Annotated in this window: 23 protein-coding genes; 7 read left to right on the top strand and 16 right to left on the bottom strand. The window is 44.1% G+C overall.

All coding sequences use genetic code 11. The features are described from left to right. Positions 1-61 precede the first annotated feature (61 nt). From V5804_RS05680 to V5804_RS05670, 3 genes are read right to left on the bottom strand one after another with little or no spacing between them, the layout of a single operon-like run. Positions 62-631 (bottom strand): pentapeptide repeat-containing protein, encoded by a 570-nt coding sequence (locus tag V5804_RS05680; RefSeq protein WP_369590411.1) that lies wholly within the window; start codon positions 629-631, stop codon positions 62-64. A 53-nt stretch (positions 632-684) separates the two neighbouring features. Next, the gene (locus V5804_RS05675) at positions 685-1,461 is read right to left on the bottom strand and encodes a zinc-dependent peptidase (protein ID WP_369590410.1); all 777 of its coding nucleotides are present in this window, start codon (positions 1,459-1,461) and stop codon (positions 685-687) included. Then, complete coding sequence (locus tag V5804_RS05670; protein ID WP_369590409.1) at positions 1,461-1,610, bottom strand: hypothetical protein; 150 nt, start codon at positions 1,608-1,610, stop codon at positions 1,461-1,463. Before V5804_RS05670 ends, V5804_RS05675 begins: the two co-directional genes overlap by 1 nt. Before the next feature lie 116 nt (positions 1,611-1,726). Here V5804_RS05670 and V5804_RS05665 point away from each other — a divergent pair, with 116 nt between their 5' ends. Continuing rightward, the gene (locus V5804_RS05665) at positions 1,727-2,464 is read left to right on the top strand and encodes a hypothetical protein (RefSeq protein ID WP_369590408.1); all 738 of its coding nucleotides are present in this window, start codon (positions 1,727-1,729) and stop codon (positions 2,462-2,464) included. A gap of 193 nt (positions 2,465-2,657) precedes the next feature. Then, positions 2,658-3,068, top strand: coding sequence for a hypothetical protein (locus V5804_RS05660; protein WP_369590407.1), 411 nt, complete (start codon positions 2,658-2,660; stop codon positions 3,066-3,068). A 77-nt stretch (positions 3,069-3,145) separates the two neighbouring features. Here the strand turns inward: V5804_RS05660 and V5804_RS05655 are convergent, their stop codons facing one another. Next, positions 3,146-3,370: a CDGSH iron-sulfur domain-containing protein gene (locus V5804_RS05655; RefSeq protein WP_369590406.1), complete on the bottom strand. Its 225-nt coding sequence runs from the start codon at positions 3,368-3,370 to the stop codon at positions 3,146-3,148. Positions 3,371-3,385: 15 nt separating this feature from the next. Between V5804_RS05655 and V5804_RS05650 the strand changes: the two genes are divergently transcribed. Beyond that, complete coding sequence (locus V5804_RS05650) at positions 3,386-3,562, top strand: hypothetical protein (RefSeq protein WP_369590405.1); 177 nt, start codon at positions 3,386-3,388, stop codon at positions 3,560-3,562. 71 nt (positions 3,563-3,633) lie between these two features. After that, positions 3,634-4,818, top strand: coding sequence for a putative sensor domain DACNV-containing protein (locus V5804_RS05645; protein ID WP_369590404.1), 1,185 nt, complete (start codon positions 3,634-3,636; stop codon positions 4,816-4,818). Positions 4,819-4,909: 91 nt separating this feature from the next. On the opposite strand, the gene V5804_RS05640 is transcribed toward V5804_RS05645, so the two are convergent. Continuing rightward, complete coding sequence (locus V5804_RS05640; RefSeq protein ID WP_369590403.1) at positions 4,910-5,395, bottom strand: hypothetical protein; 486 nt, start codon at positions 5,393-5,395, stop codon at positions 4,910-4,912. Positions 5,396-5,437: 42 nt separating this feature from the next. On the opposite strand from V5804_RS05640, the gene V5804_RS05635 reads away from it, so the two are divergent. Next, the gene (locus V5804_RS05635) at positions 5,438-5,662 is read left to right on the top strand and encodes a VF530 family DNA-binding protein (protein ID WP_369590402.1); all 225 of its coding nucleotides are present in this window, start codon (positions 5,438-5,440) and stop codon (positions 5,660-5,662) included. A gap of 47 nt (positions 5,663-5,709) precedes the next feature. Here V5804_RS05635 and V5804_RS05630 read toward each other — a convergent pair whose 3' ends face one another. From V5804_RS05630 to V5804_RS05600, 7 genes are all read right to left on the bottom strand, one after another. Next, on the bottom strand, positions 5,710-7,263 hold the full coding sequence (locus tag V5804_RS05630) for a PQQ-dependent sugar dehydrogenase (RefSeq protein ID WP_369590401.1): 1,554 nt from the start codon (positions 7,261-7,263) through the stop codon (positions 5,710-5,712). Positions 7,264-7,483: 220 nt separating this feature from the next. Beyond that, complete coding sequence (locus V5804_RS05625) at positions 7,484-8,782, bottom strand: DEAD/DEAH box helicase (protein WP_369590400.1); 1,299 nt, start codon at positions 8,780-8,782, stop codon at positions 7,484-7,486. 240 nt (positions 8,783-9,022) lie between these two features. Further along, positions 9,023-9,280 carry a hypothetical protein gene (locus tag V5804_RS05620; protein WP_369590399.1) on the bottom strand — a complete coding sequence of 86 codons (258 nt, stop codon included), beginning with the start codon at positions 9,278-9,280 and terminating at the stop codon, positions 9,023-9,025. Beyond that, entirely contained in the window at positions 9,261-9,572 is a 312-nt protein-coding gene (locus V5804_RS05615; protein ID WP_369590398.1) for a thioredoxin family protein, read from the bottom strand. Before V5804_RS05615 ends, V5804_RS05620 begins: the two co-directional genes overlap by 20 nt. 3 nt (positions 9,573-9,575) lie before the next feature. Then, the gene (locus V5804_RS05610; protein ID WP_299291444.1) at positions 9,576-10,175 is read right to left on the bottom strand and encodes a peroxiredoxin; all 600 of its coding nucleotides are present in this window, start codon (positions 10,173-10,175) and stop codon (positions 9,576-9,578) included. Positions 10,176-10,430: 255 nt separating this feature from the next. Then, complete coding sequence (gene bioB, locus V5804_RS05605) at positions 10,431-11,438, bottom strand: biotin synthase BioB (RefSeq protein ID WP_369590397.1); 1,008 nt, start codon at positions 11,436-11,438, stop codon at positions 10,431-10,433. Positions 11,439-11,775: 337 nt separating this feature from the next. After that, positions 11,776-14,358 carry a zinc-dependent metalloprotease gene (locus V5804_RS05600; RefSeq protein WP_369590396.1) on the bottom strand — a complete coding sequence of 861 codons (2,583 nt, stop codon included), beginning with the start codon at positions 14,356-14,358 and terminating at the stop codon, positions 11,776-11,778. A 535-nt stretch (positions 14,359-14,893) separates the two neighbouring features. Between V5804_RS05600 and V5804_RS05595 the strand changes: the two genes are divergently transcribed. After that, positions 14,894-15,856 (top strand): DUF6515 family protein, encoded by a 963-nt coding sequence (locus V5804_RS05595; protein ID WP_369590395.1) that lies wholly within the window; start codon positions 14,894-14,896, stop codon positions 15,854-15,856. A 139-nt stretch (positions 15,857-15,995) separates the two neighbouring features. Here V5804_RS05595 and V5804_RS05590 read toward each other — a convergent pair whose 3' ends face one another. After that, a complete protein-coding gene (locus V5804_RS05590) occupies positions 15,996-16,211 on the bottom strand; it encodes a DUF2945 domain-containing protein (protein ID WP_369590394.1) in 216 nt (71 codons plus the stop codon). Positions 16,212-16,373: 162 nt separating this feature from the next. On the opposite strand from V5804_RS05590, the gene lepB reads away from it, so the two are divergent. Beyond that, positions 16,374-17,465: a signal peptidase I gene (gene lepB / locus V5804_RS05585; RefSeq protein ID WP_369590393.1), complete on the top strand. Its 1,092-nt coding sequence runs from the start codon at positions 16,374-16,376 to the stop codon at positions 17,463-17,465. A gap of 19 nt (positions 17,466-17,484) precedes the next feature. On the opposite strand, the gene V5804_RS05580 is transcribed toward lepB, so the two are convergent. Genes V5804_RS05580 through V5804_RS05570 form a run of 3 tightly spaced genes read right to left on the bottom strand, consistent with a single transcriptional unit; the run spans position 17,485 to position 20,670 of the window. Then, entirely contained in the window at positions 17,485-17,799 is a 315-nt protein-coding gene (locus V5804_RS05580) for a hypothetical protein (protein ID WP_369590392.1), read from the bottom strand. Positions 17,800-17,840: 41 nt separating this feature from the next. Continuing rightward, a complete protein-coding gene (dacB, locus tag V5804_RS05575) occupies positions 17,841-19,256 on the bottom strand; it encodes a D-alanyl-D-alanine carboxypeptidase/D-alanyl-D-alanine-endopeptidase (protein ID WP_369590391.1) in 1,416 nt (471 codons plus the stop codon). Next, positions 19,249-20,670: an APC family permease gene (locus V5804_RS05570; RefSeq protein ID WP_369590390.1), complete on the bottom strand. Its 1,422-nt coding sequence runs from the start codon at positions 20,668-20,670 to the stop codon at positions 19,249-19,251. The genes dacB and V5804_RS05570 overlap by 8 nt, the downstream gene beginning before the upstream one ends. Between the last annotated feature and the right edge of the window lie 196 nt (positions 20,671-20,866).

Here is a 20,866-nt window from a genome sequence, read left to right as displayed (position 1 = left end):
ACTGCAAAGTAACTGGTTTTGGTTTGTTTCTCCCTATTTTTACTGATTTTTTTAGCAATAATTAAGGAATGATGACCAAATCGTACCGGTATAAAAGCCCGGCCAAATCCGGCGCGGCAAACTTTGCTTTTTTCAGGTTGTTCATTTCCGGGTCAATCATAAAGTTTTTGCACGAAGTAAAATCAACCGTGCTTAAATTGGTTTGATCGAAAACGGCTTCGTACAAATCGCAATTGGTTAATTTGGTTTTGCTGAGGTCGGCCCGGGTAAAATTTACGCTGTGCAGCTTGCAGTTTTCAAAACGGCTGGCATTCATTTTTTTCTGGTCAAAAGAAGCATATTCCAGGTTGCAATCCACAAAGGAAACGGCAAAACCAAAATCACGCGTCCGCGAAAAATTAATGCCCAGCAATTTGCAGCCGCTGAAAACAAGGTTGTTCATTTTGCAACTGTCTGCATTAATATTGCTGAGGTTGCAGTTTTTGAAAACACAATCGGTAAAGTTGTAATGCGAAAAAGAAGCGAAGGAGCAATTGACGAGTTCGCAATCTTCAAAATCGCGCCTTTCGGGTTTCTGCGAAGCAAAATCTGTGTTTTGGAAAATTTCTTTTTCTGGTGTTTGGCCTTTCATCGGCTGCAAACCTATTCAAAAAAAAGGTTGGTAAAAGAAGCATCGGTAAAATTTTAACCTTCCTTTTCCTCCAAAAAAACCTTGCTCAACATTTCGTACAGTTCCGGGTGTTTTTGTTTCAGCTTTTCGGGCTTCCCAAAAAAATATTCGGAAGTAACGGCAAAAAACTCGGCTTCGTTGGTCATGGCATACGGGTTAATATCTGATTTTCCGTTCTCCATTTTTTTAATTTCGCGGTGCACCAGTTTCATCCAAGGTTCGGCGTATTCGGGCGGCAAAAGCTGTTCGGGCACGCCGTCGGTTGCGCCGTCTTCCTGGTCCAGCAAATGCACAAACTCATGGATCCCTACATTTTCAGCCCCCGCAGAAGCAGAAAAACCTTTGCGCAGGGCAGCGCGCGAAAGCAGCATTTGCCCGTTCATAAAACCGCTGCCAACCATGCCGGCCATTTCGCCTTTTCCTTCATCAAATTTAAAATCATTATTAAAGGCATCGGGGTACAAAACAACATTGGTGAGGTGCGGGTAACGCCAGTCTTTAAACCTGAAAATCGGGATCAAAGCACTCGAAGCCACCAACACGCGGTCTAAATCTTCCAGCTCAAAACCAACGCCTTCCAAATGGGTTTCCTGTAAAAAAGCTACTGCCCTCAAAACAAAGCTTTCCTGCTGTTCCGGGTTTAGCTGCCGGTAAAAAGCCACGTGCTGCTGCAAAAGTTTTTTGTAATTTTCTGTCTGTTCGGGTTGGATAATAGGTTCCGACTTCCGCTTGTTAAAAAACAAATAAACCAGGAACAAAAGGATGAGCAAAGCAAGGATTAAATAAAGCATCAATTCTGATTTTTAGGTGGTAAAAGAAGCATTCGTTTTTGTTGAAGGATAAGCATTATACAAGCGGCTTTGTTTAGGTTGAGATCCAAAAAATACTTTTGAAAGTTTGCTTCTCCTTTAAAATCTGCTTGTTGCCGTTTTTTCGTCATCGTTGGTTTGCTTCCTTTTAAACTGTCATCACATTTTCAATTAAACGTTGCAACAGGCTTTTAAACTTAGTGCAGGTAAAAATAGTATTAGCTTTAACGCATTAAAAGTTTTGATTATGAAAAACACCGCTACTTTTTTATTATTATCAGCCGCAATTGTATTACTGGGAAGCTGCAACCATGGCCCCGGAAACATCAGCATAAAAAAGACAAAGAAAAGACAGCCAGTTAATTACGCCAATTATATAATTGAAATAATTACCTGTAAAACCAGAAAAGATATCCGCCGGGCAGAATATGTACGCCTGGACTCGTTGGTGCAGCAACTCTATATTCAAAAGCAGCCCGGCTACATCAGCAGTGAAAGCGGTGTTGACCAAAAAGGCAATTGGCTGGTAGTTTTATCCTGGGATAATTTAGCACATGCAAATACAGGCCAGCAAAAGTTTTTACAAAACCCTTTATGGGCAGGTGTACAAAAACTGATTGACACGACAACTTTAAACCGCAAACGCTTTGTGGTGAAAGAAGACCACAGCACTTCATTAAAAGACCAAAAACCTTTTGTAATTGAACTGGCCACTTTTAAAGAAAAGCGTCAGGTTGTGCGCGATACATTTGAAAAACGGGACCAGCAGGTGGAAGCCGACTACATCAGCAGGCAAACCGGCTACATCACGCGCCGCGTTGGCGTTGCCCCGGATGGCGAGCGTTTGATGATGATCTATTGGAAAACTTTGGCCGATGCCGACAACGGGATGAAAGAGTTTTTAAAAGAACAATCCGTGGCAGACTATGCCAAAATGATTGACTGGCCAACTTTAGACCTAAAGCGTTTTCAGGCGGTAAATTAGGTTTCCGGATATTTTGCTTTTATGTAAAAATTTACGGTTTTTAGGTTTAATTTCAAACAAAATATCAGTACGAAAATAAGCTGTCAGCTAATAAACTTTGGTTTAAGTAAATTGTAAATACAGCACAACTATCTGCCTGGAAAACAAGTAGAAGTGTGGCAAAAAACCTACCCTTGCCTAACCAAAACACTTTATGAACACTGCCCAACCTGTAGGTACTTGTTTACTTACCAATTTGCAAAGCTCTATTTCCAATTGTTTGGTTAGCTATGGGCAATATGTGCAAATGCTGCATCAAAACCGGTTGTACAAAGAATACGGCTGGCATAACCGCATCTGGACGATTCATGATGTAGAAGCACCGGCAAGCATCACCAACCTGGTGCTCCATTTAGAACTGGAACGAAAACTGTTTTTTGCCGCTTTGGAAAATGGTATCATCCGCCTTACCGATGCTTTGTATTCGATCAGCCTGTATGAAAAGATATGGCAGAACGCTTTGGACAAAAACGAAACCAACGCCACAACGCACGTTTACATTTACAAAATGATCAGTGCCGGGGAAGAACTGAACCACGCACTCGCCCGGCTGACCAAAGCTTGATTTAACAGGCATAAAAAAAAGCGGGCTCATATAAATACAAACCCGCTTTTAAAATTTCGTTGTTTTAATTTACCCAGTTAAACTTTGCGTGGCGGCAAATCAAAAGCCACCGCATTGTGTTCAAAATGGCCTTTGTGGGAACCATCGCAAAAGGGTTTATTGGTGGATAAACCGCAACGGCAAACCGAAACGACTGTTCTTCCCTGCAAACCGTAATTGTTGCCCTGCATGTCCACGATCTCAAAATCGCCTTCTATTTTTACCGACCCGTTGTTGTTGATGGTTAGTTTTGTTGCTGCCATAGTTTTAATATTTTGATGGCAAAGGTAAGTATTGCGGGGAAGAAGAAAAGCCTGTCCTATTGCTTTGCTGTAATACAAACTGATTCTAAATTAGCTGCGTTGGATTTTCCTTCCATGTCAACAACGTACACTGATTTTATGGCGGTAAAAGAAGCATCAGCGGTGAAAATAAAACAAACAACATTAGGCTGACATAGTGTGTTTGCTTACCCGTTTAAATTAGGTTAGTTTTGATACGTCACCTGCAACCCACCTTTACCACAATGAACAATGCCCTTATTACCAGCCTAAACGAAAGAAGGATTCCGCAACCTACTTACCAGGCTGCTTTTGCGGTTTCGGAAGCAGTTGACCTTCATTTTAAAAAACATTTTAACATAGCACGCTTAAATGCAGTGCAGGAATTGGCGCCCGAACCATCTGTAGAAGTTATTGAAGCGATTATTGATGTGGCTTTTTGGGCAAGTTTAGGCCGCGAAGAAGGCCATTCGCCCAAAATTTCCCTTGCTTTTTTGCCCGAAGAAATGGCTGGAATGCCTTTGGTGTTTAAACACCGGCTGCCGTTTAAAACACAAAATTTAACCAAACTGGCACCGGCAGTAGAGCGCCCGGGCATCCATTTAGGGATTTGGATAGAAGACGGCGAGCTGTATTTGTGGGGAACAACACGCGAAATCCCGGGTTTATGTTTTGTGCTGGAAGTGGTTGAACCGGGCCTGTTGGTAGTAAAACACCGCCGGATAGATGGTTTAGGAAAGTTTGTAAATGTGGCCACACTAAAAGGCGACCAGATTAAAGTGGTGGATGAAATCAGCCAAAACGCATCCGAAAGGCCGCCGATCATCAACTCTTTGTTAGGCTTTACTTCTCATTACAGCAACAATGATGCGGATTCCATTAATGTGCTGGTACAATTAGCCACGGCCATGCGCGCCCATGGCCGCGGCGGCGCGGTGTTGGTGGTTCCGGCAGATACTGACAACTGGCGCGATTCGATCATCCATCCCATTACCTATCCTGTGGTTTCGGCTTTTTCCGGATTATCAGACCTGACAAAACAAATTGACCAAGAAAAAAACCTGCTTTTGTGGCAAAACATGCTTCGGCAGGCCGTAGACAGCGTTGGCGGCTTGACTGCGGTTGATGGCGCAACCGTAATCAACGACAGGCACGAACTGCTTGCTTTCGGTGCCAAAATCGGCAGGTCGTGGAAAAGTAAACGTGTAGATCAGATTGTGCTGACAGAACCCGTGATCGGCAGTTCGGCCAGCGTGATCCATCCGGCAACTTTAGGCGGAACAAGGCACCTTTCGGCAGCACAATTTGTGTTTGACCAGCGCGATGCCGTTGCTTTGGTTGCTTCGCAGGATGGCCGTTTTACCGTTTTTGCCTGGTCGCCGCCAGAAAACATGGTTCATGCGCACCAGATTGATATTTTATTGCTGTAAACTTTCTTATGCCAAGTCCATCCTAAACTTGTCAAAAGCTCAACAAATTTTACCCGATAAAAGAAGCATCAACTTCGCGAAGTGTTGAAGCTTACTTTTTCCCTAAAACTTTAATTGCCCCAGCCGCCGCCAGGCCACCCAGGGTGTACCACAAAATCGTTAAAACTTTCGTTTCTGTTGTCCGATCGCTGTGCGATTGGTTCAGGTTCATCTTAGAAGGCAAAAAAACTGCCCCCACTCCTGCTGCCAATCCTAAAACCAAACTGCGCCTCAACAAATGCTTTTTCTTTCCGAAACCAATCAGGCTGTAGTATAAAGCATTGCTGAAAATATCTCCGGCCAAAGTGTAACTGTACAGTTCTTTTTGGGTTGAAGGAAGAGGCAGGCCGGCTGATTTTAACAATTTCACAAGTGCTTCTTCCCCAATCAATTGGATATGCGGCGCGTCTTTATCAATTTGCCGGTAAGTTTCATGGATCAGGTTGAGCGTTAATGCGCCTGCCAATCCTCCGGCCACTGCTGTTGCTGTTTTCATTTGTGATAAAGTCGGGCCGGTTGGATTTTGTTTGATCGCCACTTTGGTTTAGCCAACCAATCTTTTTTACATTTGTTTAAACTAATGGAAACACAAACCAACAATCCGCTGCACGGCAAAACGCTGGAAGGTATTTTGAATGATTTAGTGGCACATTTTGGCTGGGAAGAATTGGGCGACCGGATCCGCATCAATTGCTTTACGGATAACCCGAGCATTAAATCGAGCTTAACTTTTTTGCGAAAAACACCCTGGGCCAGAAAAAAAGTGGAAGATTTGTACATCCGCTTCTGCTCCAAAAAAGGTTGATACTGTTTTTATCGGCATAAAAACAGTATCAGCTTTAACAACATTTGTTACTTGGCCTTTTTCTTTGGCCCTTCTACAACGCTTTTTTCCGGAAGTTTGGCCGGTTGCTTTTGCCCGGTTGGGTCTTGGCCTAAATAAGTAAACTCTAAAATACTGCCCCGGTAGCTTACTTGTTGCGGGTTTTCTTTGGATGGGCCGGAAGAAACCGAACCGGTGTCTGTTGATAAATAAATCTTTTTTCCGTCCGGAGAAAAAGCCAGGTCGCGATAGCGCACATCGCCTTTAAAGTAACAAATGGTATCAGAAGTAACCTGGTCGCCCCGTTCGTTCAGCTTTAACCGGATCAGCTTTCCGTTTTTCAGGCCGGTCAGCAACACCGAATTTTTCCATCCCGGGATACTATTCGCCGTATAAACCTCAATACTGCTTATCCCTTCGGATGCCCATTTGGTCCCATTATTGCCACTTTTGATCTCATTAAAAAGTTTAGTTAAAAAAGATGAAGGGTTGGGGTACAATGTTTTAATTGGCGCACGATAATTTTCGGCACCAATCAGCTTTACGTTTTCCTGCTCTGAGCGGATAAAAGGATAAGTAGTGTGCCACTTGCCAGGCAAGCTGTCATGGTTAGAAACACCGGCAGCCAAACCATTGTAGTTGCCGTCCGGGTAGCCAATAATTAAAGGATGCCCGTAGTTCTTTCCTTTCTCGATAATATTAACTTCATCATCCGAAAAAGGGCCATGTTCGCAGGAATACAATCTTCCCGTTCCGTTTATAACGGCATAAAACAAGCCTTGCGGGTTGCGGTGCCCAATACTCCAAACAGCATTTTGCCGGGAACTGGTGTTGAAAGGGTTATCGGCAGGGATCCATTTATCGAAAGGGTTTTGGTCTGCGTCCGGCTCCAAATTAAAACGCAAAATTTTCCCTTCGTAATCGTCTTTTTGCTGCGCATGGTTTGGGCGGTTGGCATTTACAAACTGGCCGGCACCCATATCCCCGATAGAATAAAATAAATAATTTTTACCTTTTACGGGAGCAATCGTTAAACGGCCGCCGTTATGGTCATTGCTGCCGGGCAAAGTATCGCAAAGCGTAACCGGGTTAACCAGCTTTTGTGCTTTGGTATCGTATTCGTAACGCACAATTTTTGTTTTAAAAAAGCAGCCGCCATAATTTAACTTACAGCCGTCTTTCGTTTGGTCAACTTCTTTAAACTGGTACAAATACGACAAATAAACATAAGGTTTGCCGGTCAACAACTGCGGGTGCAAAGCCATGCCCATTAGCCCGGCTTGTGGCCAGGGTTTGCCGTTGTGCATCCTGTCGTACCGCGGAAACTGCCTTTCGCTGTTCAAATCCAGCAGCACCGTTTTATTGCCCGAAGCAGTATCAATCCGGCTTACCAGATAACCCTTTGCTTCAGTTACCCAAAGGTAATTATCTGGGCCAAAGGTAATTTCCCAGGGATCGCTTAATTTGGCAGCAACGGTGCGCACTGCAAATTTTTCGCCCATTGGCCCGGTTACGGTTTGTGCCTTTGCCTCTGCATAAATTAATGCGGTAAAAAAAGCAATTAGTAAAGCATGTTTTTTCATTGCTGATACAACCGTCAACAACAATAGAAGTTCTCTTACCAGTTAAAAAATTAATTTCTTAAAACCTGTTTAGATTTACAAAAGAAAAAAATGTTGATGCTTCTTTTACCCTATAAAAATTGGTATTCGCATCAATCCAAAAAATAAAAATTTTATACACACCAATTTTTAGGTGGTAAAAGAAGCATGGAACTTCGATAAGTGGATTCTAAACAAGCATTTAATGTTTCCGCTTGTTGTTCATTTTGGCTTTTTCGCCCGAACTGTAGTTGTAAGTTTTGGCATTGCTATCCTTTTTTTCGTGGAAAGCTGACCCCGTTTCCGGTACTTTTTGGGCTGCTTTTGCGGTTGGTTTTTCTATCTCTTTTTTAAGTTCTTTTTCGATCAGCAAACCTTCCGGCAATTCGGCAACCGGAATTTTTTGTCCGATGGCTTGTTCTATTTTCCTAACCGTTGCCAATTCCAAATCCGTGGCAAAAGTAATGGCCAGCACCTCAAAATTTTCCTGCGGCCATTGGTTAACCACATGTTTGATAAATGTTCCTTTTTCTTCCGGAAGTTCAAAATGAAAGATAAACGGGATGTCGGTCAAATCCAGGTTCGGCGTATTTTCATTCGCCACGATTAACGTACGCACATTAGAAGCCGCTTTAAACTGCTGGATGTCATCAAAACCTGCCGTATCAAAAAATTGCGGGTTGAGTATCGCGGTTTCCTCTTTAACGCTTTTGCCCAAACTCTTCAACACTTTTTCGGCGGTAAAAGAAGTATTTACAAAAACCACATTTTTGGTGAACACATCGGCATCCTGCAAAAACAGGTCGAGCAAATTCAGTTTTGTGCGAAAGTTGGGCACGTGGTACAGCAACTGTTCGTGCGTTACCAAATCCGTTTCGGTCAGTTCCTCCACTTCTACCGTTGCCGGCAATTTCATAAACGGGCCGATCATTTTCAGCAGTTTATCGTGCACCACTTCGGTAAAAACCAAATGCTGGGCTTTGTCAATGCTGTTGGCCAGCTCGGCAACGGGCAATTGCATCCCTTGTTTCACAATCTGTTCGGCATCGTCCAAAATCAGCAAATCCACTTTGTTCAGGTTCAAACCCAATTTCAGGTAAATGGCACGGGCACGGTCTGGCGTGGCCACAACCACATCGGCACCATCAGCCAAAGCGTTTAACTGCGTTTCCATTCCCAGTGCCGGAAATAAACCCACAATTTGAATGGCTTTGTTTTTGGTAAACAAATTGAATTGTTCTAAAACAGCTTCCACTTTTTCTTTGCTGTCCACCAAAATCAAAACACGCGGTGCATCGCCAAAACCTTGTTTAATGCGGTTTAAAACAGCCAAAATATACGTTGTCGTTTTTCCGCAACCTTCCGGGCCAACCACTATTAAATCCTGTCCGCCGGCTATTCTGGTTAAAGTTTTAAGCTGAATTTCTTTTGGAGTGTTGAAACCGGCTTCATTTACCGTTCGTGCTAATTGTTTACCGAGCTTTAATTTTTCTGCCCACATGGCGAGTTTAGAGTTTGAAGATGGAAAGCACAAAGGTACGTTTTGTGCCATCATCCTGTACTTACCAAAAGTGTTTACCTAAAATTAATGGTTGAAAAAGGTTTCTCTCTTTAAATTGGTTGAAATAAGATTTTTCCCTACGGTCGAAATGACAAAGCGCATATTTCAATCCCATAAAAACAAAAAACCCTCAACCAATTAAAGCCGAGAGTTTCTGATTTTTAGGTGATAAAAGAAGCATTACTGGTCAATTGAACCTAAAACGCGGCCCATAAACTGGTTTAAAGCTTCTTTGGCTGGTGTGCCTTGCTGTATTGCCTGGTGTACTTCCAAAGCGCCGTACAGGTTTGATAATAGTTCGCCTATGACGTCCAGTTCTTCATCTTTAATGGAAGAAAGTTCGGTCATGTATTCCAGCAACTCAATAGTTTCAACTACCCAATCCTGGTCGTGGGTTTCCACAAAACCCAAAACGTGTTTAATTACCGGCAGTTTCATCAATCAGTTCTTTAAGTACTTCTGTTTTGTTGGTTTGCGTTTGCTTAAACAGTTTTCCATCTACAAAAGCAGCAAAAGTTGGCAAATTGCTCACGTCGGCCAGTTTGCGCGATTCCGGGTTTTTCTCCGCATCAATTACCACAAACTCCATGTCTTCATGTTCCGAAGAAAACTTCTTGAATTTTGGTTTCATGATCCGGCAGTTGCCGCACCAAGAAGCCGCGTATTGTACAATTACTTTTTTATTGGCCGCAACAACGCTGGCCAACGTATCGGTTGTTAGTTCTGTCATGGCTTAGTTGGCTTGTAAATATTCGGCCACGCCTTTGGTGGTCGCGCTCATGGCTTCTTTTCCTTCTTCCCAATTGGCGGGACAAACTTCGCCATGCGTTTGCACGTGCGTGTAGGCATCCACCAAACGCAAATACTCGTTTACATTGCGGCCAAGCGGCATATGGTTGATGCTTTCGTGGAAAACCGTTCCTTCTTCGTCAATTAAATAAGTAGCGCGGTAGGTAACAAAATCTTCTTCGTCCAAAATGCCCAATTCTGAAGCTAATTTACGGGTCGTGTCAGCTAATAAAGGAAAAGTAACGCCTTCTATTCCGCCATTGTCTTTTGCTGTACTCAACCAGGCAAAATGTACTTCGGCCGAATCGCAGGAAGCGCCAATGACCAAGGTGTTTTTAGCTTTGAAATCTTCTAAAGCAGCCTGGAAAGCGTGGATTTCTGTCGGACAAACAAAAGTAAAGTCTTTTGGGTACCAAAATAAAAGCACCTTTTTGTTTTCATTGATGGCTTTTTGCAGCACGTTGATTTTGTAGGCATCGCCCATTTCGTCCATTGCGTTTACCGTAATATCCGGAAATTTATTGCCTACTTTTGAATTCTTCATAATAACCTGATCTGTATGTTTAATTATTTGTAACAAATTTTTTAATCTATCGCAAATTTCGCATTATTATGCAAAACACGTTTATGCAGGATGCTTCTTTTATCTACCAAAAAACGATAATTACAAAAAGCAGACACAGGAATTTGCACCGCTTTGTCATTTCGACCGGAGGGAGAAATCCTCTTTCAGTTTGATAGTTATCGCTTTGAAGAAGATTTCTCCCTTCGGGTCGAAATGACAATACTTCTTTTACCACTATAAAATTGATGCTTCCATCGAAACGGGTTCCTGCTGCGGCCTGCCGTTTTTGAAAGCTTTGCGCGGTTTCAGGCCCAGCAGCTCAAACATGGCCATGTCCGTATCGAAAGAAGGGTTGGGCGTGGTGAGGAGTTTATCGCCGGCAAACAAAGAATTGGCACCAGCCATAAAACACAAAGCCTGTTCTACGGTGCTCATTTCAGTCCTGCCGGCGGAGAGGCGGACTACTGTTTTTGGCATGATGATCCGCGTGGTGGCGATCATCCGCACCATGTCCCAAACGGAAACCCGCGGCTGGTCGGCCAAAGGCGTCCCTTTTACCGGGACCAAAGCATTGATCGGTACAGATTCGGGATGTTTTGGCAAATTGGATAAGGTTTTCAGCATCGAAACCCGGTCTTCCACCGTTTCGCCCAAACCGATAATGCCGCCGCTGCAAACCGTGATTTTTGCTTTGCGCACATGTTCTAAAGTTTGTAAACGGTCGTCGTAAGTCCTGGTCGTGATGATGCGTTTGTAGTCATCTTCCGAAGTATCCAAATTATGGTTGTAAGCATACAAACCGGCATCGGCCAAACGTTGCGCTTGTGCTTCGTTCAGCATGCCCAGCGTACAGCAAACTTCCATATCCAGCGCGTTCACGGCTTTTACCATCTCAATTACCTTGTCAAAATCGCGGTTGTCGCGCACTTCGCGCCAGGCCGCGCCCATGCACAAACGCGAAGCACCGCCAGCTTTTGCTTTTTCGGCAGCGGCAATTACTTCGTCTTTCGGCATCATGGCGTGTACATCAACGCCCGTATTGTAGCGCGCGGCTTGCGGACAATAAGCGCAATCTTCCGGGCAACCGCCGGTTTTGATAGAGATCAAAGAACTGATCTGGACTTCCGCATAATCTTTATTTTCACGATGAACCGTAGCTGCCTGATAGATCAAATCCAAAAGCGGCATGTGGTAAATTCCTGCAATCTCTTCTTTCGTCCAGTTATTCCTGATCTCAGTCATGTACAAATCAATTTTTAGGTGATAAAAACAGTATGCGGCAAATTTAGATAAATGGATTTGGGATTTGCTATAGAATTTTTTGCTTTGATAAGAAAGGTTGACAAATTTTAGGGGGTAAAAGAAGCATCAACAAAAATTGAGGTTTTATAACAGGATTAGGAAATCCTAAGCTCCAAGGACGAGGTTACAAACCTCGACCAGCAGAATTGACAACAATTGACAATTTTTATCCGATAAAAGAAGCATCAACAAAAAAGGCAGATCAAAAAAATGACCTGCCTTGATATCCAAGTTTTTGTTTTAACTCACATTTCAAACCTCACACCTGATACCTCAATCACCCTTTCGGGTTCAACGCCAGTTCGATCCGGTCGCTTAAATCCTGCAAATGATAATTGCTTAAACTATCGGAAGTATTTGGCAAAGAAGTTTTGATCAGCGCGTTGATGCTGCGCAGTTGTGCTTTGGCAACAGACATCACGTCTGTATCTTCTTTCTCCGGATCGGATGTTGGCGTTTCCCTTCTTCCGCCGCCAGCTTGTGCAAATGGGTTTGGCGTTGCCGATGATCCCGGTTTAACCAGTTCGATCAGTTTGGCCACATACATTTTTTGCAGGTTGCGCCGGTAAACATCAATTGGCTGGTTCGCTTTCAGTTCTCTAAAGATCGAATTTTGCATATCGCCAAAAAAATCGGTGATCTTGTAAGCGCTGTTGCCGTTTGCCGCTTCTGCCGAAATTAATTTGTACAGATTATGGTTGGTTACGATACGGTCTAAAGCGCTGTTTTGCAATTTGTAAACCACCTGAACCGGGCTTTGGCCGATGTCGCTCAAAATTTTTCGGTCCAACATCCAGGTTGGCGTGGTAAACAATTGTTGGTCTAAAAACAGCATTGCTTCTTTTTGGGTTGATGCCGGCACATATTCGTAAACCACACCGGATTGTTCTACCGTTTTCGGGTTTTCGTAAATGCCGCCGATGTTTTTGCCCACATGGCCCATGTAGCGGTTAAACTGGCCGGTCAACTGGTTGTACATGTTTTCCAGGTTGTCGTAGCCTTCGTTTTTCTGGCTCGTCCATTCCGGTAGTTTCACCAAAATGCGTTGGAGGTTTTTGATGCCATATGTGCTGGCTTTCATCGCGTTATCGCCTAAATCCTCGCTTTGTGAGTGCGGGTCGTCCGGGTTGCTTTCCGTTCCGAAAAACAACCTTCTGTCTTTCAAACGTTCAATTGCTATTTTGCTTAATGCAGCTGTTTGTTCTTCAACCGTATTATATTGCGGCATCACTTTGTAGCCCCATTCAATCGCCCATTTATCGTAATCTCCAATTCTTGGATAAATACCTTTTTCAGAAATGTTGTCTTCCGGCTGCGCTACGTAATTGAAACGTGCATAATCCATAATGGAAGGCGTATGGCCGTTAGCCTCCACAAAAGCTTTGTTGCGCAGCATTTCTACCGGAACCGTGGAGCTGGAACCGAAGTTATGGCGCAAACCCAGCGTGTGCCCAACCTCGTGCGAAGACACAAAACGGATCAAATTTCCCATCAGTTCATCACTAAAAACCATTTTTCGTGCTTTTGGGTCAATGGCTGCTGCTTGTATCATATACCAATCGTGCACCAGTTTCTGCACGTTGTGGTACCAGTTGATGTGGCTTTCGATGATTTCGCCGCTCCTCGGGTCGGCCGTGCTTGGGCCGCTTGCATTTTCTGTTTCCGAAGGTTTGTAAACGATGGCCGAGTGGTTGGCGTCATCAATGCTCCAAGTCGAATCTTCTTTGGCAGATGGCACCATTTTCCCGATGATCGCGTTTTTGAAACCTGCTTTTTCAAAAGCTTTTTGCCAATCGTTTACACCGGCAATTAAATACGGGATCCATTTTTTGGGCGTAGTGGCATCAATATAATACACAATTGGTTTTACCGGTTCTACCAGTTCGCCGCGTTTGTATTTGGCCATGTCCTGCGGTTTCACTTCCAGCCGCCAGCGTTTGATCAGTTGGATGTCTTTGATCCCTTGCGGATTGGCATCAAAATCAGTATAGCCAACGGTAAAATAACCAACGCGCGGATCAAAAAAGCGCGACTGCATCGGCTTTTTTGGTAAAATAACCAAAGAGGTATTCAGTTCAACAGTTGCCGATCCGTTGCCGGCATTGGCACCGGTGCCGCCGCCGGGCGTTGGCGTGGTTGGCAAAGCGCCGCGGCCAAAACTTTGCGGCGCGGTAAGCGAATACGTTTTTACCGTGTTGATCTCTACATTGTTCCTGAAACTTTTAACGTTGGAAATGTAACTTCTGTCGGCCTGGATGCTACCCAAACGGATGCGCGATTTTGCCGCTGCCGAACTGAAATAAAACACTTCGCTATCGCCGTTGATGTAATCGGTCATGTCAATCACGCTGCCTTTTTCATCAGGAGAATAAGCCGCAATGTTAAAAGCAGCGGCAATGGCCTGGATGTTGGAACGCTGAACCGATTGGTACATGGATTTGGTACTGTCCGGACTGTAAGTGCTGTAAGAAATCTTCCGCATAAAAATACGGTTGCCCGGCCCTTTTTCAAAACTGATGACCGAACTGCCGATCTGGTCGCCGGCATAACCGGAAGCGGCACGGACTTCGGCACCGGCCTTTGAAATCCGGCTCACCACCAAAATTTCGCGGTTTAAAATACTGTCGCCAATTTCAAAGTAATATTTGTCTTCTACTTTGTGCGTTTTAAACAAACCTCTCCGCGTAATGGCTTTTTCGGTAATCACGGTTTTGTAGGGTTTAGGCTGGGAGCGGGTTACGTTTCCGGCAAAACCGGTAGGAAAAGCGGTACGGCGGACAGAATCTGCCGGACGGGATTGCGCCAACAACGCGTTTACGCCAACGGAAAGCAAGAGCAAAAGTGTAAAAAGTTTCTTCATGGTGCTGTTTTTATGCTGCTAAATTTATAAAGTTTAAGTTGAGGTAATTGCTTTTCGCGTTAAATACTGTATAACTTTATAGTTACATAAAACTGGTTTTGCCGGGAATTAAAACCATTTTCCTGATACTGTTTTTACCGGCATAAAATCATTGGGTTTTTGAGTGGGAAAATGGTTTTTTCATCCCGGTAAAATTCATTCAAAATGATTTTTGATTTGTTTAAATTTTTGATGTTACATATTCTATTTTATTTACACATATTTTATGAAGGACACACCCCTTGCCCCTCTCGAGAGGGGAACCTGCAAACGACGCCTTTCTAAACACAGGAAAGGTAGGCGCCATATTTCCCCTCTTGAGAGGGGTTAAGGGTGTGTCCTTATTTTTATACCATAAAAGAAGCATTTATCAGGAAAGTTAAGTTTAAACAACTTCTTTATCCACACAAAAAACAAAATGTGAACCAGAATAAACTTTTAAAATTTAGGATAGTCTATCATCTATACATACAAGTTCAGATAAATAAACAATCAAGTGAAAAAGATAAATTCAATCCGAAAAATTGCCCTATACATGCTGTTCGCCTGTGCGATAATGCTGGCAGGTTTTTCTCCCGCCGAAGCACAACGCGGCGGCCGTAGTTTTGGAGGCGGTGGCCGTAGTTTTGGCGGCGGCGGCAGAATAAGCGGCGGTTTCCATGGCAGTTTTGGTGGCGGCAACCGTATTGCTTCCGTTCCGCGCTATGCACCGGGCAGGACTTTTGGCGGTTACCGCGGCGGCGTAGCTATTCGCCCTAATTATGGTTACAGGAATTATGGTTACCGTGGTTATTATGGCCGCCCTTATTACGGTGGTTTTTACGGCCGTCCTTACGTTGGCTATGGCGCTTACTACCGCGGCTATTATCCTAACATCGGTTTAAGCATTGGTGCTTTGCCTTTCGGATATTTTTCGTTCAACTATGGCGGCTATCCGTATTATTACAACGAAGGTTTGTTTTACCGCCAGTACACTGATGGCGGCAATTATGAGGTTGTTGCGCCGCCGGTTGGTGCCGTAGTACCACGTTTGCCAAGAGGTTCTGAAGATATTACCATTGACGGACAAAAATATTATGAAAAAGACGGCGTGTACTATGAAAAGATTAAAGATGAAAACGGCAAGAAAGCTTACCGTGTAGCTGGCAAAGACGGTGTTTTAAATACCGATCAAAACGGTGGCCAGCAAGACGGACAGCAACAATACAACAACGATAACAACACGGCGCAGCAACCAAACAACAACACCATGCAGCAACAAAGCACTTTGCCACGCGTTGGCGATGTTGTAAATTCTATCCCTGCCGAAAGCCGTAAGGTTACCATCAATGGCGAAAAACTTTTTGTTTCCCCAGACGGTGTTTATTATCAGGAAGATAACTCTGGCGACAGCCGCATTTTTAAAGTCGTTGGCGTGCCGCCGACAGAAGACGGAACGAATGCCGTTGCGAATCCTTAAATTTTGCCTCCACAAACTAAATATATAAAAACCCGGCCTGTTATGTACAGCCGGGTTTTGTTTTTTTGGTGATAAAAGAAGCATAATCGGTTAATAGGAAATGGTTTATTGTTCATTGCAAAACCTCGATCCTCATACCTCAATCCTTTTTCCCCTTCTTCAGCTCGCTTTCCGATTTCAGCACCTCGTTGCCGTTTTCCTGTTTCACCAATGCGGCAGGTTCCTCTTTGCTGGCCTTGCGTTTTACCGTGGTGCCTTTGATTTTTTTCTCAACAGGTTCGGTAAAAATTTCTTCTACTTTGCCTTCGCCTTCGCCTTTTCCATAGTTCCAGTGTACTGTTTCGCCCTTTTTCATGTTGATTTGGTTTGATCGTTTTGCCTGTATAAAGTCGGCAGCGTACAAAAAAGTTTGAAGAAATTTAAGCAATGCTTCTTTTATCGCCTATTTTTTGGTATTGCTGTAACAATATGATTGATAATTTATCTAAGCATCATTATCAACCTAAATTTTAAAAAGATGAACTGGAAATTCGGCAGCAAAAAGCAAGAAAATCAACCCAAAAAAAGTAAAACGCGCGAATGGTTTGATGCCATTTTGTTTGCGCTGGTTGCTTCAACCATCATCCGCGGATTGGTTTTTTCGGCTTATGCCATTCCTTCCGGTTCGATGGAAGGCTCCTTGCTTACCGGCGATTATTTGTTTGTGAGCAAGATGAGTTACGGCGCACGGATGCCTTTTACGCCGGTTGCCGTTCCGTTTTTAGAATCAACCTTGACCAGCGACAGCATCAAAACGTATTGGGACGGCATCAAACTGCCGTATTTTCGTTTGCCGGGATTATCCGAAATCAAAAACCAGGACGTGGTGGTTTTTAACAAACCCGAAGAAGTGGACAAACCGGTTGATGTGCGCACCAACCTCATCAAACGCTGCCAGGCTTTGCCAGGCGATGTGCTGACGATTGTAAACGGACAGGTTTTTATCAACGGAAAAGCAAACCCGAATGCACCAAACGCGCAAACTTCCTACGCAGTGAAAACAGACGGACGGGAAATGAACCCGAAAGTGTTTAAAGAGCTGCACATCGAAATAAGGCAGCAATTGGCAGAAAATACATTTGAAATGATTGTGCCAACAGCAAACCTGTCTGTTTTGAAAGGTTATTCAAACATTAAATCCATTCAACCCATTGTGGAAAGTAAAGGCGAATACAATGCACAGGTTTTCCCGCACAACGAACGTTTTAAATGGAACGAAGACAATTTCGGCCCGCTTGTTTTGCCGAAAAAAGGGATGGTTATTCCTTTAAATGATTCGACAATGGTTTTGTACCGCCAGGCCATTCAATTTTACGAAAACAACAAGCTTGACATAAAAGGGAATACTGTTTTTATCAATGGAAAAAAGGCTGACCGCTACACTTTTAAGATGAACTATTACTGGATGATGGGCGACAACCGCCACAACTCGCTGGATTCCCGCTTTTGGGGCTACGTGCCGGAAGACCATGTTATCGGCAAAGCGATGATCACTTGGATGAGTACGGACAGCGCGGCAACTGGTTTGAATAAAATCAGGTGGGGCAGGATTTTAAAGGTGATTGAGTAGGTTGATCATCCGAGCCTCGTCATCCTGGGCTTGAAGGGCCTTCTTTAAGTAGTTTTTTCCTTGTCCGTTCTTTTTTCTTGATAAAAAAGAACCAAAAAATCAAGAATGCCAGATCGCCTCCAGGCGGCATTCTTCCCCACGCTCCTGGGCAGCTACCTTGCAGGCTTCCCTTTCTTGCCGCTACTTGTGTTTGTTCAATGCTTCTTTTATCGGCTATTTTTCGTCCACCGTACATCCCGAAGCGGCAGGTATTCGCCCAGGTGCGGAAAGGCCGGACAAAACGCCCGGAGGGATCGGGTTTGTCTTGAATTTTTGGTTCTTTTTGTTCAAGCAAAAAGAACGTTAAGAAAAGCTCAGCCAGTTCTATTTCTCAATCTACTTCAACTCATCCAAAATTTTAAACATTTTTGCCTTGATCCCCGAACTACTTCCGCTGTAATTGTTAACAATAATGGAAAAGCACAAGTTACGGCCGTTTTTGGTTTGATAACCGGCATACGCTTGCACACCATTGATGCTGCCGCTTTTCATCGTCATCTCGTTGATAATTGGAAGGCTTTTATAAAAATCCGGGAACCAGGTTTCTTTTTTTGCGGATAAAAGGATTTGTGCCAAAGTAGAAGTGCTTACACGGTCGCCGGGAGAAAGCCCGCTGCCATCAACGATGTTTAAAGCGTTTGGATCTATGCCTTTTGCTTTCCAAAAATCCTGTAAAACCTGGACGCCATCTGCTGTGGCAACCGGTTTTCCGGCTTTCCAGGCCAGCGTTTTCAGCAATTGTTCGGCGTATAAATTGATGCTTTTTTTATTCAGCCAAAATATGATTTCGCTTAATTTAGGCGAGGCAATGTTGGATAAAATTTGCGTTGCTTCCGGCAATGGCTTTTGCGCTGCCGTTAAGGTTTGGGTTGACGCTGGCGTTCCTTTTAAATCAATCCCCAGCCTTTTTAGCGTATCGGCCAACCGAAAAGCGGCATCATAAGCCGGATCCGGCGTGGCAGCAGCAATACTTCGTTTTTCCAGGTTATTGGCATAAGTGCCGCGAAGGTAAACGATGCTGTTTTTATCAGGTAAATAGGCAAAAGCACGGTCTCCGCTTCCGGCACTTCCGGTCAGCAGTTCGCTTTGAAAACTTAAATTTGGCATTTCCGGAATTGTTTTTACAATCCTAACCCGGCTGCCAACCCTTCCGGTTTGCAGTTTAATGTCATACTGGTTTTCGCGCCAGCACAAGCCCGAAGTACCGGCACCATAATAGTTGCCCAAATCCTGCCAAATCCAACCGTCCGGGATTTTTTGCGTGCCGAACAAAGCATCATTGCCTATAATCCTTCCGTTGATTTTTTTGATTCCTGCCTGGCGGATGACTTCGACCCAAATCTTCAAAACAGCGTTTTCTTTAGAAGAATCGTAACGCCAGCTTCCCAAAGTCGGATCGCCGCCGCCTTTGATGATGAGGTCGCCGTTTAAAGTGCCATCCGCAGCAACCGTTCCATTATAGCCCAAAGTGGTTTGGTATTGAAAATCCTTCCCCAATAAACCAAAAGCTGTGGTAGAAGTAACGGTTTTTAAAGTTGATGCAGGAGCCAAACCCATTTCGGGGTGTGCGGCAAATACCGTTTCGCCTGTTTCGGCATCCAAAACGGTTAAAGACAGGGAAGCGTATTTGCATTGTAAATCCCGTTCTAAACGGTTAAAAGCGTTTTGTAACTTTTGATTTAAACTTTGTGCGTCGAGGTTGACACACCAAAAAAACATCGATAAAAACAGTATGCTTCTTTTATCAGGCATTTTTCAGGTTGCGTTGGGAAATAAAATAAACCGGGATTCCAAGCAGCACAATGAGCAACCCGTAACCGGCAGTATCGGTTTTATAGATGAGCAGACCGATGCAAATCACGGCCGCAGCAACGATATACAAAGCAGGCAAAACAGGGTATAAAAAGGCTTTGTACGGGCGTTCGGCATCCGGCCTTTTCTTCCGAAGAATAAAAATACCGGCTATGGTTAAGATGTAAAATATCAGTACTACGAAAACCACATAATCCAGCAGCGCGCCATAAGTACCGGATAAACATAGCAAACAAGTCCACAAACATTGCGCCCACAAGCCCCAGCCCGGCACTTCAAATTTATTTAGATGTGCGGCTTGCTTGAAGAAAAGTCCGTCCTGCGCCATCGTGTAATAAACCCTTGCGCCAGCCAAAATCAAACCATTGTTGCAGCCAAAAGTGGAGATCATGATCATCACCGCGATAATAATTGTCCCGGAAGTTCCGAAAATATATTGCGAAGCGGCAACGGCAACACGATCGGCAGGCGCATGTGCAATTTCCACCATCGGCAAAACGGCGGTGTACATGATGTTGGCCAAAATGTAAATGGTGGTAACAATTAGCGTTCCCAGAAACAAGCTTAAACCAATGTTTCTTTTCGGATTTCGGATTTCGCCGGCAATAAAAGTAACGTTGTTCCAGGCATCGCTGGAAAACAAAGAACCCACCATGGACGAAATAATGCCGGCAAAAAGAGCACTTCCGCCGATGGCAATTGCGATGTTGGAATCCGCTTTCCATTGCAGCATTTTCCAGGGTTCGGCCCAGTTGGAATGCCAGATTTCGGAACGAAAAGCCGTTGTCAACCCAAAAATAATTAGCCCAAAAAGCGACAATATTTTGGTGATGGTAAACAGTGTTTGGATGATTTTGCCGTTTTTTACGCCCCGGCTGTTGATCCAGGTCAGCAGAATGATCATCAATATCGAAAGCAGTTGCGCGGCGTTGAACTGGAATTTCCCCAAAGAAAACAAAATATGGTCCGGCCCGACAGAAGGGAAAATATAAGCCGAAAACTTGGCGAAAGCCACGCCAACGGCTGCAATGGTTCCGGTTTGGATCACCGTAAAAGTTGACCAGCCGAACAAAAAAGCCACAAATTTATTGTAAGCTTCGCGGAGGTAAACGTATTGGCCGCCGGCTTTTGGAAACATGGCCGAAAGTTCTCCGTAACTTAAAGCGGCCGTTAATGTGATTAACCCGCTGATCACCCAAATCAAAATGAGCCAGCCCGCGCTGCCCACGCTCCGGGTAATATCGGCGCTTACAATAAAAATCCCCGAACCGATCATCGAACCAACCACCAGCATAGTCGCGTCCAACAGCCCGAGTTCGCGTTTCATTTCCTGTCCTTCGTTTTCTATGTTCATCGGCAAAAACTAAATTTTCCGAAGCTATTTAAAAAATAATAGTTTTAACAGTCTTTTATATAAAGTTCAATATATTTTTACAAATAGATAAAAAAGTTGTAGTTTGGCTGTATGGGCAAAGTGGCATTGACAGTGAAGAACTATACATCGGAAGAACTGAGGTCTTTGTTGCGTAAAGACGAGAAGTTCGGGCAAG

It is taken from the genome of Mucilaginibacter sp., assembly GCF_041088075.1.
In the GTDB taxonomy this organism is placed as follows: domain Bacteria; phylum Bacteroidota; class Bacteroidia; order Sphingobacteriales; family Sphingobacteriaceae; genus Mucilaginibacter_A.
Note: the sequence above shows the minus strand (reverse complement) of the source record. Positions and strands in the feature narration are given on the sequence as shown.

What these genes read in the sequence shown, in the direction of transcription:
- V5804_RS05655 (WP_369590406.1), bottom strand. Translation starts at nt 3,370, where the DNA reads ATGGCAGCAACAAAACTAACCATCAACAACAACGGGTCGGTAAAAATA.
- V5804_RS05610 (WP_299291444.1), bottom strand. Translation starts at nt 10,175, where the DNA reads ATGAAGAATTCAAAAGTAGGCAATAAATTTCCGGATATTACGGTAAAC.
- V5804_RS05660 (WP_369590407.1), top strand. Translation starts at nt 2,658, where the DNA reads ATGAACACTGCCCAACCTGTAGGTACTTGTTTACTTACCAATTTGCAA.
- V5804_RS05680 (WP_369590411.1), bottom strand. Translation starts at nt 631, where the DNA reads ATGAAAGGCCAAACACCAGAAAAAGAAATTTTCCAAAACACAGATTTT.
- dacB (WP_369590391.1), bottom strand. Translation starts at nt 19,256, where the DNA reads ATGCCTGATAAAAGAAGCATACTGTTTTTATCGATGTTTTTTTGGTGT.
- V5804_RS05625 (WP_369590400.1), bottom strand. Translation starts at nt 8,782, where the DNA reads ATGTGGGCAGAAAAATTAAAGCTCGGTAAACAATTAGCACGAACGGTA.
- bioB (WP_369590397.1), bottom strand. Translation starts at nt 11,438, where the DNA reads ATGACTGAGATCAGGAATAACTGGACGAAAGAAGAGATTGCAGGAATT.
- V5804_RS05650 (WP_369590405.1), top strand. Translation starts at nt 3,386, where the DNA reads ATGGCAAAGGTAAGTATTGCGGGGAAGAAGAAAAGCCTGTCCTATTGC.
- V5804_RS05590 (WP_369590394.1), bottom strand. Translation starts at nt 16,211, where the DNA reads ATGAAAAAGGGCGAAACAGTACACTGGAACTATGGAAAAGGCGAAGGC.
- V5804_RS05635 (WP_369590402.1), top strand. Translation starts at nt 5,438, where the DNA reads ATGGAAACACAAACCAACAATCCGCTGCACGGCAAAACGCTGGAAGGT.
- V5804_RS05615 (WP_369590398.1), bottom strand. Translation starts at nt 9,572, where the DNA reads ATGACAGAACTAACAACCGATACGTTGGCCAGCGTTGTTGCGGCCAAT.
- V5804_RS05665 (WP_369590408.1), top strand. Translation starts at nt 1,727, where the DNA reads ATGAAAAACACCGCTACTTTTTTATTATTATCAGCCGCAATTGTATTA.
- V5804_RS05670 (WP_369590409.1), bottom strand. Translation starts at nt 1,610, where the DNA reads ATGACGAAAAAACGGCAACAAGCAGATTTTAAAGGAGAAGCAAACTTT.
- V5804_RS05630 (WP_369590401.1), bottom strand. Translation starts at nt 7,263, where the DNA reads ATGAAAAAACATGCTTTACTAATTGCTTTTTTTACCGCATTAATTTAT.
- V5804_RS05675 (WP_369590410.1), bottom strand. Translation starts at nt 1,461, where the DNA reads ATGCTTTATTTAATCCTTGCTTTGCTCATCCTTTTGTTCCTGGTTTAT.
- lepB (WP_369590393.1), top strand. Translation starts at nt 16,374, where the DNA reads ATGAACTGGAAATTCGGCAGCAAAAAGCAAGAAAATCAACCCAAAAAA.
- V5804_RS05570 (WP_369590390.1), bottom strand. Translation starts at nt 20,670, where the DNA reads ATGAACATAGAAAACGAAGGACAGGAAATGAAACGCGAACTCGGGCTG.
- V5804_RS05600 (WP_369590396.1), bottom strand. Translation starts at nt 14,358, where the DNA reads ATGAAGAAACTTTTTACACTTTTGCTCTTGCTTTCCGTTGGCGTAAAC.
- V5804_RS05645 (WP_369590404.1), top strand. Translation starts at nt 3,634, where the DNA reads ATGAACAATGCCCTTATTACCAGCCTAAACGAAAGAAGGATTCCGCAA.
- V5804_RS05620 (WP_369590399.1), bottom strand. Translation starts at nt 9,280, where the DNA reads ATGAAACTGCCGGTAATTAAACACGTTTTGGGTTTTGTGGAAACCCAC.